The 13,867-nt window shown below is 69.6% G+C and carries 12 protein-coding genes; 5 read left to right on the forward strand and 7 right to left on the reverse strand.

Features of this window, described 5'->3' with window-relative positions:
• The first annotated feature begins 437 nt into the window (after positions 1-437).
• Complete coding sequence (locus tag OG766_RS35580; protein WP_266389510.1) at positions 438-1,352, forward strand: S1 family peptidase; 915 nt, start codon at positions 438-440, stop codon at positions 1,350-1,352.
• 154 nt (positions 1,353-1,506) lie between these two features.
• Here OG766_RS35580 and OG766_RS35585 read toward each other — a convergent pair whose 3' ends face one another.
• From OG766_RS35585 to OG766_RS35595, 3 genes are all read right to left on the reverse strand, one after another.
• Entirely contained in the window at positions 1,507-3,591 is a 2,085-nt protein-coding gene (locus OG766_RS35585; protein ID WP_328727253.1) for a neutral/alkaline ceramidase, read from the reverse strand.
• Between the two features lie 189 nt (positions 3,592-3,780).
• Complete coding sequence (locus tag OG766_RS35590; RefSeq protein WP_328727255.1) at positions 3,781-4,614, reverse strand: alpha/beta fold hydrolase; 834 nt, start codon at positions 4,612-4,614, stop codon at positions 3,781-3,783.
• Positions 4,615-4,693: 79 nt separating this feature from the next.
• Positions 4,694-5,134: a GNAT family N-acetyltransferase gene (locus tag OG766_RS35595; RefSeq protein WP_266389519.1), complete on the reverse strand. Its 441-nt coding sequence runs from the start codon at positions 5,132-5,134 to the stop codon at positions 4,694-4,696.
• Positions 5,135-5,296: 162 nt separating this feature from the next.
• On the opposite strand from OG766_RS35595, the gene OG766_RS35600 reads away from it, so the two are divergent.
• Positions 5,297-6,325: a serine/threonine-protein kinase gene (locus OG766_RS35600; RefSeq protein WP_328727257.1), complete on the forward strand. Its 1,029-nt coding sequence runs from the start codon at positions 5,297-5,299 to the stop codon at positions 6,323-6,325.
• 133 nt (positions 6,326-6,458) lie between these two features.
• Here the strand turns inward: OG766_RS35600 and OG766_RS35605 are convergent, their stop codons facing one another.
• The 3 genes from OG766_RS35605 to OG766_RS35615 are packed head-to-tail and all read right to left on the reverse strand — an operon-like array spanning position 6,459 to position 7,801.
• A complete protein-coding gene (locus OG766_RS35605) occupies positions 6,459-7,079 on the reverse strand; it encodes an L-threonylcarbamoyladenylate synthase (protein ID WP_266389524.1) in 621 nt (206 codons plus the stop codon).
• Between the two features lie 22 nt (positions 7,080-7,101).
• The gene (locus OG766_RS35610; RefSeq protein WP_328727259.1) at positions 7,102-7,569 is read right to left on the reverse strand and encodes a DUF429 domain-containing protein; all 468 of its coding nucleotides are present in this window, start codon (positions 7,567-7,569) and stop codon (positions 7,102-7,104) included.
• A complete protein-coding gene (locus OG766_RS35615; RefSeq protein WP_328727261.1) occupies positions 7,487-7,801 on the reverse strand; it encodes a DUF429 domain-containing protein in 315 nt (104 codons plus the stop codon). The genes OG766_RS35610 and OG766_RS35615 overlap by 83 nt, the downstream gene beginning before the upstream one ends.
• A gap of 391 nt (positions 7,802-8,192) precedes the next feature.
• Between OG766_RS35615 and OG766_RS35620 the strand changes: the two genes are divergently transcribed.
• Both OG766_RS35620 and OG766_RS35625 read left to right on the forward strand, forming a co-directional pair.
• Positions 8,193-9,158, forward strand: coding sequence for an LPXTG cell wall anchor domain-containing protein (locus tag OG766_RS35620; protein WP_328727263.1), 966 nt, complete (start codon positions 8,193-8,195; stop codon positions 9,156-9,158).
• A 123-nt stretch (positions 9,159-9,281) separates the two neighbouring features.
• Positions 9,282-11,150: a DUF4012 domain-containing protein gene (locus tag OG766_RS35625; RefSeq protein WP_328727265.1), complete on the forward strand. Its 1,869-nt coding sequence runs from the start codon at positions 9,282-9,284 to the stop codon at positions 11,148-11,150.
• 15 nt (positions 11,151-11,165) lie between these two features.
• On the opposite strand, the gene OG766_RS35630 is transcribed toward OG766_RS35625, so the two are convergent.
• Positions 11,166-11,759: an arsenate reductase/protein-tyrosine-phosphatase family protein gene (locus OG766_RS35630; protein ID WP_328727267.1), complete on the reverse strand. Its 594-nt coding sequence runs from the start codon at positions 11,757-11,759 to the stop codon at positions 11,166-11,168.
• A 165-nt stretch (positions 11,760-11,924) separates the two neighbouring features.
• Here OG766_RS35630 and asnB point away from each other — a divergent pair, with 165 nt between their 5' ends.
• Positions 11,925-13,844: an asparagine synthase (glutamine-hydrolyzing) gene (gene asnB, locus OG766_RS35635; protein WP_328727269.1), complete on the forward strand. Its 1,920-nt coding sequence runs from the start codon at positions 11,925-11,927 to the stop codon at positions 13,842-13,844.
• The last annotated feature ends 23 nt before the right edge of the window (positions 13,845-13,867 follow it).

A 13,867-nucleotide genomic window follows, 5' to 3' on the forward strand; every position in this document is an offset into this window, starting at 1 on the left:
GTTGCGCAGGCATCGGTGCACGGGCGGCCGGTTGAACCCTGAACTGCCTCAACGGCAAGCGCTCTCCCTCCTATTCCCGCGCATCGCTTCCCCGTGGAGGCGCCACGGCCCGGCACCGAGGGCCGCCCGATTCCCGGATAGCAAATGAATCGTTGATTCCGCTCGTCGGCGGGTGACGTGACGGAACCGGCCGAAGCGTTGAGCGGAAGCTCGTCAACGCCTGGCCCCGCAAGGATCCTTCTCCGCGATCTTCCCGATGGACGCGCGTAGAGCGGCCGAAAGGCGATCTTGTCGAGTTCTCAACCGGAAGCCAGGATCTGTAGCCAAGGCATTGTCAGGGGCATGGCGGAGGGTGTTCGTCCTCCGTCGCCGCCTCCGGGCCGATGCCGGGACCCGTCCACCCAACGGGTCCTCAGAAACCCCCACTGGAGGATGTAGTGAACATCAAGCGCTTCACCCCCCACGCCCGCGTCGCAAGAGGCGCACGGCTGACCGCCGTTGCCTCCGCCTTCCTTGCGGCAGTCGCGCTTGCCGCCCCCAGCGCGGCAGCCGACGCCACCCCTGCGCCGGCCACCGCCGCCCAGCTCGCCGAGGTGAGCGGCGCGGTGCTGGACGCCGATGTGCCCGGCACCGCCTGGTACACCGACGCGAAGTCCGGCAAGCTCGTCGTCACCGCGGACTCCACCGTCTCGGCCGCCGAACTGGCCGAGCTCAAGGAGGCCGCGGGCAGCCGCGCCGCCGCTCTCGAGATCAAGCGCACCCCGGGCGCCTTCAACAAGCTCATCGCGGGCGGCGAGGCCATCTACACCGGCGGTGGCCGCTGCTCGCTCGGCTTCAACGTCCGCAGCGGCAGCACCTACTACGCCCTGACGGCCGGTCACTGCACCAACATCGGCAGCACCTGGTACACCAACTCCTCCAGCACCACCCTGCTCGGCACCCGCACCGGGACGAGTTTCCCCGGCAACGACTACGGCATCATCCGGCACGCCAACGCCTCGGCCGCGGACGGCCGCGTCTACCTCTACAACGGGACGTACCGGGACATCACCTCCGCCGGCAACGCCTCCGTCGGCCAGTCCGTCCAGCGCAGCGGAAGCACCACCGGCCTGCACGGCGGAAGCGTCACCGGCCTCAACGCCACCGTCAACTACGGCGGCGGTGACATCGTCTCCGGCCTGATCCAGACCAACGTCTGCGCCGAACCGGGCGACAGCGGCGGCCCCCTGTTCTCCGGGTCGACCGCGCTCGGCCTGACCTCCGGTGGCAGCGGCAACTGCTCCAGTGGCGGCACCACCTTCTTCCAGCCCGTCACCGAGGCGCTCAGCGCCTACGGAGTGAGCGTCTTCTAGACCCGGCAGACCCGGCAGACCCTGCAGCTCCGCCGGATCCAGGAGCTCCGGCACTCACGCACCACCGGCCGGCGGTCCGCCTCGCGCGGACCGCCGGCTCCCTCACACCCCCGGCCCGAACGGCCCGGGGCTCTCCGTCCTCACCGCAGGGACCTCAGCGCACCGTGAACGCGGGCGACGTCCCCGTGAACGGCGTGATCTTTCCGAAGAGGTTCTTGGCGTCCCCGAAGTGCACCACCCGGTACGTTCCCGGCGCGGTGCCCGCGTCGATGGACCACGTGATGGTGGCCTTCGACGTGCCCGTGAGGCCGTTGACCCGCGTCCAGCGGTAGGTGGTCTGCCAGTCGCCGTCGTCGAGCACACGGACCCAGCGGCCGTCGACAAGGCGCTGGACCTCCAGGAACGTCCCGCCGCGGCGCAGGTTGTTCTTCGGGTGTCCCGTGACGAACTCCACCGTGGCCGTCCCGCCCCGCTCGTACGACGCCGCCGGCCCTGTCAGGACGTCACCGAAGGACCTGGCCATCGGGGGATTGTCGTACACGACGCCCGTCTGCAGGGTGAACTGACGCCCCGACTCGTCCGGGGGAGCGATCCCGCGCCCGATCGCGGTGCCGGCCCGCAGCGACGCCGCCACCTTCGCGAACTCCTGCTGGTAGGCGGGCAACGTGTAGCGGCCGTAGAGGGTGGAGCCGCCCTCGTACTGCTGGGCGTCGTACTCCTCCGGCGTCGTCACGTACTGGCTGTAGGCGTTCGCGTACCCCTGGAGCAGGACGTCGCCGACCGGCACGCCGAGCTGCTCGGCCACCGTGCGCCGGACGCGCAGACCGGCGGTGATCGTGAACTCGCCCGGCCCCGCGACGAGATGGAGCCGGCCGATCTTGACGATCTGCAGCGGCAGAATCCTGGGAGTGACCGGATACAGATTGCTCAGGAGCCCGGTCGGGACCAGGCTCGCCTTGGGGTACTGACAACTCGCCAGCCACGACGGCGTGTCGACCCGAAGGGCGTCGATGATGTGCGAGACCGGATTGCGCATGCCCTCCGTGAACCCGGGGATCGCCGGTCCGTCCTCCACACTGCCGGCGAGCGTGGACGCCCCCACCACGGCCGGACAGGTCCGGTGCTCCTTGCCGTCGGGGGTGAACGCTCCCCCCACGGTCACGTTCTCCATGTCGACGTAGACCAGGCGGGAGTCGACGCTGCCGGTCAGCGGCGTCGTGGCGCTCCGGTAGATCTCACGGGCCTTCGTGGATTGGCGCTCCCCGATGATGCGGGCGTTGTCGAACTCGTTCTCGGTCGGACCGGACCCCGGCTTCAGATTGAGGTTCGGGGACATGTCGCCCGCGTTCGTGTTCGGGAACGCGGCCACGAACCCGGGCGTGTTGTCGAGATACCGCACGTCCTCGTGGTCGTGCTCCCAGGAGTAGGCGGCGTAGCCCTTGTTGTCGGGGCTGATCAGCGTGTTCTTGTTGGTGATCGACGTGTTGTGGGTCGCGAACCAGCTGATCGCGCCGACGTCCTGGCCGCCCTGCCGGAAACGCAGGACGGTCATGGCGGGGTCGATCCCGTCCGGGAAGGCGGCCCGGTCAGCGGCCGGATTGCGGTCGAAGGAGGTACGGGACCGGTTCACGCTCGCGTTGGTGAGCGTCCCCGCGCCGAGGCTGATGGTGCCGGGCTTCAGGTCCTCGTGCGCCTCGACGACGGACTCGACGATGCCGTCGACGATCGCACGGTACGTCGCGTCCTGGAAGCCGAGAACGGAGAGGTTGTAGGCCAGATGATGCGAGTAGCCGCCGGGCCCGGAGTGGGTGTGCGTGGCGGACAGCAGCACGTTCCCTTCGTCGTACAGCTGCCCGTACCGCGCCTTGAGGCGTGCCACGACACCCTGCTGCACGGACTGGAAGATCATCGCCAGATCGGCGTTGACGTACACTACGCGCCTGCCGCTCGACCGGTCGACGACGACGAAGGCGCGTGACCTCTGACGCTGATGGATCCCGGACGTCTTCTGGTCGAAGCTGGAGTAGCCCATCATGCCGGTCTCGGCGGCCTCACCCGTGACATCGGATATGCCGCGCCCGACAAGGTAGTTGTCCGCGCCTGCGTCGGCCGAACCCGTGCCCGTGCCCGCACCTGGGGCCGAGGCGGAGGCCGGGACGCCGGCGGACGTCAGACCCAGTACGGCGGCGAGGGTGACGACGAGAAGTGTGCGGTGGGAGCCGTTGCGGGTGGAGCGCATGGAACCTCCTGGATGTGGGGGGTGGTCCATGAACGCCCGGAACCGGCCGGCGGCTCACCGACCGTTGCTGTGGTACACCGGGCGCGCAGTGCCCCGAAACTAGGGCTGCGATCACCAGGCCGCAAGAGGTGTCTACCCACGAGTAGTTCACGGGTTCCGCCCGCCGGTCCCAGGCGCAGCGTGCGTTCCTCAGCCCTCCCTGAGGAACGCGAGCAGCGCCCCCAGCAACAGGGCGGGCGCGTCCAGCGGAACGAGGTGACCGGCGCCCGGGATCGACCGAAGCTGAGCCCCGGGAATCAACGAGGCGAGTTCCACCCCCTTCACGGGCGGGATCCAGGTGTCCTCGGCACCCCAGCACACGGTCACCGGCAGCCGCAGCGTGGGATACAACGGCTGGATGTCATCGGTGTACCGCTGATCCGCCTGCGCGATCTGCCGGTAGAAAGCCGTTTGCCCGGTCTCGTCCGTCCACGGCGCGACCAGCGCGTCCAGCGTCCCCGGCCGCAGCCCCTGATGGCTCGCGGAACCCACGTACTCCCGCACGAGTGCTCCGTGCAGCGCGCCAGGAAGCTGCTCGAAGACCTGCGCGTTCTCCCGGACCAGCCGGAAGAACGGCGACCCCCACGGCGCGAGCGCCACGGGATCGACGAGCGCGAGCCGCCGGTAGCTCGCCTTGTGCAGCAGGTGCGCCCGCAAGGACACACACCCTCCGAAGTCGTGCGCGACCACGGACGGTTCTGCCTGCCCCCAATGCGCCAGCAGTTCCGCGAACACCTCGCCCTGAGTGGCGAGCGAGACGTCCTGCCCGGCGTACTTCGCGGAGGCCCCGTAGCCCGGCATGTCCCACACGAAGACCTGGAACCCCTCGGCTGCCAGTGCCGGGGCGATCTCGTGCCATACGTACGAGGAGAACGGCGTCCCGTGCAACAGCACGACCGCCTCCCCGTCCGGGTCACCGAACCGGTCCCAGCGCACGTCCCCCGACGCCGTCCGCAGACTCTCCCGCAGCCGCCAGGCTTCCAAGGCCGCCGTCCCTTCCACCAGTTCGGTCCGCCCTCCGGACCCGCTTGGTCGCCGGTCCGCTCCGTTCCCGCCGCCGACGTCAGGCGAGGCGCAACGTGATCCAGGGGATGGTGTCCCCGGGCAGCAGATAGCGCTCGGTCTCCACGAAACCGTGCTGCTGCGCGAACCGCACACCGTCCTCGTTGGACGAGAGGATGACGGTTTCGATCGCCTCGGCGCCGAGCTCCCGTGCACGGTCGAGTCCGCGTGCGTAGAGCTTCTCACCGAACCCCTGCCGACGGTGCGCGGCGAGGACACGGGCGATCACCGTGGCGGTCGTCGTGTCGTCCTCGGGCGGGCGCACCGTGCTGCAGCCCACCAGCACGTCTCCGAGATATGCGACCTCGAGGTGATTGCGCCCTGCCCGCTCGCGGACGTCGTCCAGGGACAGGACATGGGTCGGGATGATCACGTTGTGGACGTGCTGCCAGTCTTTGAGCGTGGCGTCGTCGACCGGCTGCTCGAAGCGAAGATCGGACATCGCAGCAGACAACCGGAGCCTGGGACGCGTCGTCAACTCGGTTTGCCGCGCCCCCGCACCGTCGGTCACGTTCCGTGCCCGAGCACACATAGGGGCCACTCGATAGAATTCGGACATGGGAGAGCGGCCCGTGCACGGACGGCCGTCCGGTGGTGGACTCTGATGGCACCGGCGTCGGACGACATGAGCCTGTACTCGGGCAGGCCCTCCGGCCTGATCGGGGCGCAGATCGCGGGCTACCGGGTGGAGCGCGAGATCGGCCGCGGCGGTATGGCCGTCGTCTACTGCGCGAAGGACCTGCGCCTGGACCGCACCGTCGCGCTCAAGCTGCTCGCTCCCGAGCTCGCCCGAAACGACACCTTCCGTCGCCGGTTCACTCATGAGTCACGGGTGGCGGCGGCCATCGACCATCCGCACATCGTGCCGATCTTCGAGGCCGGTGAGACCGACGGCGTTCTCTACATCGCCATGCGTTTCGTCGCCGGTCTCGACCTGCGGGCCCTGCTGGACCGGGACGGCCCGCTGCCCGTCGCGACCGCCGTCCGTATCGCCGCCCAGGTGGCCTCCGCGCTGGACGCGGCGCACGAGCACGATCTGGTGCACCGGGACGTCAAGCCCGGCAACATCCTGGTCGCCAAGGGCACCGACATCGACCACCCCGAGCACGTCTATCTCACGGACTTCGGACTGACGAAGAAGTCGCTGTCGCTCACCGGCTTCACCACCGTGGGCGAGTTCGTCGGCACGCTCGACTATGTGGCACCGGAGCAGATCTCCGGCCGCCCGACGGACGGCAGGTGCGATCTCTACAGCCTCGCCTGCGTCGTCTACGAGTCCCTCTCCGGAGGGCCGCCCTTCCAGCGCGACGAGGACGTGGCGCTGCTGTGGGCGCACCAGTACGACCAGCCGCCGCCGCTGACCGAGCACCGGCCGGAGATCCCCCCGGCTGCCGACGAGGTCCTGGCGAAGGCGCTGGCGAAGGTCCCCGACGACCGCTACGACTCCTGTCTGGAGTTCGTCGCGGCGCTGCGCGAGGCCGCCACCGCGGTGCCCGCGGCCGTCGTGGCCAGGGGCGGCCATGCGCCGACACAGGTGGTGACGGGACTCGTCGAGGTCCCGGAGGACACCGGGCCGCCGCCGGACCCGCCCGCCTGGGCCCGGCCGGTCTTCCTTCGCCCGTCCGACCGGTGAACGGCGCGACCTTGTCCCTGGGCGCTCCTGCGCTCTGCCGGGCGGAGCATGCACGGGCGGCATCCGGCGGCGGCCGCCGCGCGAGGCCGGCGGACCGCGGCCGTCAGCGACGCCGTCCCGTTCGCGTCCCTCGTTACTCGAACCTCGCGGTGTCGCCGGCCCCTCGTCGGACGATCTCGGCCTCGCCGCCGGAGAAGTCGATGACCGTGGTCGGCTCGGTGCCGCAGTCGCCCGAGTCGACCACGACGTCCACCACATGGTCGAGACGGTCCTTGATCTCCCAGCCCTGTGTCATCGGCTCGTCCTCGTCCGGCAGGAGGAGGGTGCTGGACAGCAGCGGCTCACCGAGCTCGGCGAGCAGTGCCTGCGCGACCGTGTGGTCGGGAATCCGGACGCCGACCGTCTTCTTCTTCGGGTGCAGCAGCTGCCGCGGCACCTCCTTCGTCGCCGGCAGGATGAAGGTGTAACTGCCGGGCGTGGCCGCCTTGATCGCGCGGAAGACGTCGTTGTCGATGTGCACGAACTGACCCAGCTGCGAGAAGTTCTGGCACACCAGGGTGAAGTGGTGGCGGTCGTCGAGGTTTCTGATCGACCGGATCCGGTTGAGGCCCTCACGACTGCCCAGCTGGCAGCCCAGTGCGTAACAGGAGTCCGTCGGATACGCGACGAGCGCGCCGGAGCGGATGCTGTCAGCCACGCCGTTGATGATGCGCGGCTGGGGGTTCTCGGGGTGCACGTCGACATACTTGGCCATCCGCCGAGTCTAGACGGCCGCGTCAGTACCAGATCGCGATCGGCCGCCCCCGCTCGTCACGCTGGGGCGGGTCCGGCAGGCACCCGGCGCGCCCCTGGGCGATCCGGTGCGCGCTCCACGCGGCCGCCGCCGCGTCCAGTACATCGTCCGGCTGGGCGCGTCCCGCATCGCCGAGGTCGTCGGGAAGGACGATTCCGGCGGCGGCGAGGAGCGAGCGGCGGGTCGTCTGCCCCGACCAGCTCTTCTTGCGGTGCGGGAGCGGTGTCCGGCCGTTCAGCGCCCAGAACGACACCTCCGGATGCACTTCGAAGAGGCGGTCCCCTCCGGTATCGGCGAGGCAGGCGTTCGCCTCGCGGAGTTTGGCGGCGAGACCCCAGCTCTGGCGGCTCAGCCCGGCTCCGGTGAGCTCACGACAGCGGCGGTTCGCGGCCTCGTACTGCTCCTCCTGCCAGACCGCGCGCGGCGGCACCCGGAAGACACTGCCCCTCATCCGGCCGAGCACGGCGGCCGCATCCGCGTCCGGCCCGTCGCCACCCGGTGTCGAGAAGCCCCAGCGGCATGTCCACGGCGACGACACCGCCCGGGTCGGCGCCGGGTCGCTGCAGCAGGGAGCGCAGGCCGGTGGCGATGCTCGCGCCGGCGAAGAGTCCGTCACGGAGTTCGACCGCCACCCAGCCGCCCGGACATGCGTCGATGCCGAGGACCACCTCGCATTCACCCATGCCGGTCAGTCTCCTCGAACACGACGGTTGACGGTGCGGAACTCCTCGCCGCCCGCGTTCCGGTACGACGACGCGCGACGAATCGCAACAGACGAGGGCCGCGCGTGCGAGCGATGAGGGCCACACGAGTGCACCTCGTACGCCGTCCTGCGGAGCCCTGTGGTGTGGCTGTTTGGACACAGCGCTCCACGTCTATGGATGCCGATGCTTGGACGGCAGACGCAATTGTGTGCCTTCGAATGCGAACGCAGACCGGGTCGGTGTGCGGAAACACACGACCACGGCGCGAAACGGACACGGCGGACCAGCCGGTCCTGCAACGCGGTTCGACCTCATATCGACAACAGAACGCTCATCTCTGATCAAGCGTCTTCCGAAGGAGCCCGAAACCATGCCCAGACGCTCCGGATGGCGAGTCGCCCTGGCCGCCTCCACCGTTAGCCTCCTCGTCGCAGCTCCCCTCATCGCCGCCGAGCCGGCGTTCGCGCAGTACCCGCCGGCCCCGACCCTCGAGGTCGACGACATCACCCTGGCCCCCGGTGATCAGGTCGACTTCATCGCTACCGGGCACGGGGAAACCGAGCAGACCCACGCACGCCTCTTCCCCGTGGACGGAGCGGGCGCCGGCGGAGCGGCGAACACGGCCGCACAGCGAGGAGCGGCCGCGTTCCCCGGGGCCCTCCCGGGAGCCCTCCCGGCGGACCGTCCCACGTCCAAGCCGAAGCCCTCGCCCTCGATCACGACCACGACCTCCCCCTCACCCACGACCACCGCCACCACCGCGCCTCCCAACGGGGATGACGGCCGGCCGGTCGTGGAACTCGGCCTCTTCCCCTCGGACGAGACCGGCCGCGTGGAGGGAACGGTCACCATCCCCGAGGGCACCCGGTCCGGCGACTACGACTTCCACCTCGAAGGCCTGGAATCCGGCCTCGTGCAGACCGTACGGGTGAACATCTCCAGGGACGGCGACGACGACCACGGCGGCGACGGCGACCATGGTGACGACGGCGACCATGGTGACGGCGACCACGGGCGTCCCGGCAACGAGCACGGTGACCACGGCTGGTCCGGTCACGGTGACGACGACCACGGCGACGACCACGGTGACGACAACGGCGACGATGACGACGACCACGGTGACGACAACGGAGACGACGACGACTCCGACGACAACGGCAAGTCGTCCGACGACAACGGCAAGTCGTCCGACGACGACGGCTCGTCGCTCGCCGCGACCGGTTCGTCGGACGGAACGGTGGCCATGCTCACCGCGGCGGGCGGTCTCGTACTGCTCGGCGGGGGATCGCTGGTCCTCGTGAAGCGGCGGCGTACGGCCGCTCAGAAGAGCAACTGACGCCTGGTTGCACCGAGCAGTACCGGCAGTCTCCCGAACAGCAGCGCGCTGTCCGGGAGACTGCCTGCTTGTTGGTGCGACGGCCCGTTCGTTCCCTGGCCCGACTCACATGAGGAGCACCCGGTGAGGACACGTCCCACGAGCCCCGTGGCCGCGTGGAAGAGATGGTGGCACTCGGCGACGTCCGCGTGGGGCCGCCTGGATCCGTCCTCACGGCGCAGGGCCGTGCACGTTCTGTCGGGCGTCGCCGTGCTGTGCCTGGTCGGGGCCGGCTGGATCGCGGTCACCGCCGTGCTGGCGCGCACCGAACTCGTCGCCGCCCAGCGGTCACTGGACACACTGCGGCTGTCGGTCGCCGGGGCCGCGGGGCAGCCCGGTCCGGCGGCGGACCGGCACAAGGACGACCGGAAGGCGGCCTTGGACTCCGCGGCCCTGCACGCGGACCGGGCGCACAGCCTCACCAGCGGCCCCGCCTGGTATCTCGCCGCGCACGTCCCCTTCTTCGGCCGGCCACTCGACACGGTGCGCGGTCTGGCGGACGTCGCCGACCGGCTGACGCACGACGTACTTCCCCCGGTGATGCGCATGGCTCCGGGACACGGAGCGAACGCCGGCCACCAGAGCGTTCCCGAGGTCCTGTCCGCGCTGGGTGACACGGCTCCGGATCTCGAACGGGCGGCGGAGGCGGCCGCCGACATGCGTGCCGAGACCCATGAACTGCCGCGCAGTTCCTGGCTGCCCGCCGCGGACCGGGCGCGGAGGCAGGTGGCCGGGCAGCTCGACCGGATCGCGCCGGCCATGTCCGACGCCGCCGTGGCGGCCAAGGTGCTTCCGCCCATGCTGGGTGCGCAGGAGCCGAGACGCTATCTCGTGGTGTTCCAGAACACCGCAGAAGCCCGTGGCACGGGCGGCCTGCCCGGCGCGTTCGCCGCCCTCACCGTCCACAAGGGACAACTCGCCTTCGAGTCCTTCGGAACCGACACGATGCTGGCGGAGGTCGAGCCCTCGCTCGATCTCGGAGCCGAGTACACCAAGCAGTACGGTCACATGGACCCCGTCGACACCTGGGCCAACTCGAACGTCAGCCCCCACTTCCCCAACGCGGCCCGGATCTGGGCGTCGACCTGGCGTGAGTACAGCGGACAGAAGGTGGACGGCGCCGTCGCCCTCGACCCCAGCGCGCTGGCCCGGCTGCTGCGGGCGACAGGGCCGGGCCAGATGCCCGACGGCACCGAACTCACCGCCGACAACGCCCTGGACCTCGCCGAGCGCACCGGTTACGCGCGCTACCCCGACAGCGCGCAGCGCAAGGCATTCCTCCTGGACGTCGCCCGCACCGCCGCGGACCGACTCGTGACCGCGCTCGACGACCCGGGCACCCTGCCCGGGCTGATCATGGCCGGCTACGACATCGTCAAGGAGGAACGCCTGAAGGCGTGGAGCGCCCGAGGGGAGGAACAAACGCTCCTGGCGGAACACCCGTTGAGCGGCACGCTGTCGGCGACAACCGGCCCGTTCGCCGGCGTGGTGGTCAACAACGCCGCCGGGGGAAAGCTCGACTACTACCTGCAACGGGAACTGCGCTGGATCCCGGGCAGGTGCACATCGGACGGCCGTTCGGTCACCGCACGGGTCACGCTCACCAACAACGCCCCGGCGTCAGGACTTCCGGAGTACGTCACACAACGCGGCGACAAGCCCCGCTACCCCACACGACCGGGAGACAACCGGCTGCTCGTCTCGTACTACGCGAGCCAGGACGCCCTGCTCGACAGCGTGACCGTCGACGGCCGTCCCACCATGGTGAACGGCGGTTACGAACGCGGCCACCCGGTCTACACCGTGGACCTGGAACTGCCCGCGCAGAGCAGCCGTACCCTCACCTTCCGGCTGCGGGAACCGGCCGCCGACCGGCCTCCGGTGCTGTTGAGCCAGTCGCTGGTCACCCCGCTTCGGGCCCGTGTCGAGCCCTACCCGGCGTGCGACTCCTGAGGGAGTCCCACCTGCTCAGCCTGCCCGCACGGCGGCGAGGATCCGCGCGACCGACTCCTCGATCCGCGCCACGCACGTGTGCACCTCCGCCGCACTCGCGCCCAGCGGATCGGCCACGTCGTCGTCGCCGTGCGCCCCGGCCGTGCCGCGCCGGGCCGCCGCACCCTTGACCAGGGCGGTGAACCGCGCGGCCGGATCCACGAGGCCCGCTCCGTCCTCCGCGCTGACCAGCCGGGCGAACTCCCGCAGGCTGAAGGCGCGCGTCAGTGCCCGTACGGGGGAGAGCCGTACCGCGGCCTCGCGATGTTCCGTCGATGCTCCGAGCACCAGATCCGACGCGTCGATCAGCCCGGCGGTCAGCCGCCGGGGGATCGTCGCGGAGACGTCCGTCACCCATCCGTCGACGGAGTACGCCGCGTCCGACACCGGCGCATCGGGGACCGCCGCCGTACCGGCGCTGCTCACGTGAATCGTCTCCCGCTCCGAGGCGAGCCCGGCCCGCAGCAGCTGTTCCACGAACGGCGACCTGTAGATGTTGCCGGTACACACCGTGAGCACCCGGAACCGGGGCGGGCGCGGAGCGCCGGTATGACTGTCGGAATCAGACATGGTGTCAGTATGCCCAGTACGTCCCGATTTCATCGGTGTCCGGCTTCGTGATCCTGCAGTCGGGGACGTCATGACGTCATGACCTGCGGGTCGCCTGATATGTGATCAATATGCCGTTATGGTGCCGTTGGTTCACTCAACGTGTCGTGAAACGCAGGAGGGCAGATGTGCGGCGTAGCCGGTATCGCGACGACCGAAACTCCCGATCCGGCGATCGTCCAGGAGATGTGCGGAATCCTCTCCCACCGTGGACCGGACGGAGACGGGTTCTACACCGGTGAGAACGTCGCCCTCGGCATGCGGCGGCTCGCGATCATCGATGTGGCCGGAGGAAACCAGCCCGTCTTCAACGAGGACCGCAGTGTGGTCGCGGTGTTCAACGGCGAGATCTACAACTTCGCGGACCTGCGCGGCGAGCTGATCAGCCGTGGACACAGGTTCCGCAGCAACAGCGACAGCGAATGCATCGTGCATCTCTATGAAGAGCACGGCGAGGACCTCGTCCACCATCTGCGCGGCATGTTCGCCTTCGCCCTGTGGGACGTGAAGCGACGCCGGCTGCTGCTCGCCCGCGATCGTGTCGGCAAGAAGCCGCTGTACTACCGGGACACCGGCGAATCCCTCCAGTTCGCCTCCGAGCTCAAGGCGTTGACCGTGGTGGACCAGGACCGCCGGGAGGTGGATCTGGTCGCACTCCACCACTACCTGACCTACCAGTACGTCCCCGCGCCGTGGTCGATCTTCCGCGGGATCCGGAAACTGCCGCCCGGGCATCTGCTCACCTGGCAGAGCGGCCGCGTGCACGTACGGCGCTACTGGCAACTGGACTTCACACCCGCCGGGGCCATCAGCGAACCGGAGGCCGCCGAACGCACCCGCGAACTCCTGCTCGAAGCCACCCGGATCCGTATGGTGGCCGAGCGGCCATTGGGCGCGTTCCTGTCCGGGGGCGTCGACTCCTCCGCCGTCGTCGCCGCCATGGCGCGGACCGCCGAGGGGCCGGTGAAGACCTTCGCCGTCGGTTTCGACGACGCCCGCTTCGACGAACGGGCGCATGCCCGGGTCGTGGCGCGTCAGTACGGGACCGACCACCACGAGTTCGTCGTGAACGCGTCCGCGCTGGACATCCTCCCCACACTGGCCTGGTACTTCGACGAGCCGTTCGCCGACTCGTCGGCCATCCCCTCGTTCTACGTGGCCAAGCTGAGCCGCGCGCACGTCACCGTCGCCCTCAACGGCGACGGCGGTGACGAGTCCTTCGGTGGCTACACCCGCTACGCGCTCATGGCCCGCACCGCGCGGTACCGCGCCCCACGATCCGTTCATCCCTCCCTCGGACGCCTGGGCCGACTGCTCCTGGAGAACGGATCGACCCGCACACCCCTGCGGAAGGCGGGAATCGCCCTCACCATGCTGGGCGACACCCTGCCGGGCCGCTACGCCCGGATGATGTCCTACTTCACCCCCGAGCAGAAACACGACCTCTACACCGAATCGATGCGCCGGGAGCTGTCGGGCACCGACAGCTACGACCTGATGGCCCGGGCATTCGGTGCCTCGCGTGCGGACAGCCTGGTGAACCAGCTGATGGATGTCGACGTGAACACCTATCTGCCCGGCGATCTCCTGGTGAAGGTGGACATCACCACCATGGCGAACTCGCTGGAGGCGCGTTCCCCCTTCCTCGACCACCGACTGATGGAATGGGCGGCACGGCTGCCCGCGACCCTGAAGGTACGGGGATCGACGACCAAGTACCTCCTCAAGAAGGCGTTGGAGGACTGGCTTCCTCCCGAGGTGCTGTACCGCCCGAAGCAGGGCTTCGGAGTTCCGCTCGGTCACTGGCTCCGTACCGAGCTGAAGGATCTGGCATGGGACGTCCTGACGGACGGGACGGCGAGGTCGCGGGGGTTCTTCCGCCCGGAATCCGTGCGGACCCTCCTCGAGGAACACGAGGCCGGCGCGAACCACACGAGACGTCTGTGGGCGCTGATGCAGTTCGAACTCTGGCACCGCAGATTCGTCGACCAGCCCCTGCCCGACGCTCCGTCGACCGCCGGGGAAACCCTGCGGCACATCGGCTGATCACGGATACGAGGAGTCCGGCA

This window comes from Streptomyces sp. NBC_00259 (genome assembly GCF_036181745.1).
Lineage (GTDB): Bacteria > Actinomycetota > Actinomycetes > Streptomycetales > Streptomycetaceae > Streptomyces > Streptomyces pratisoli.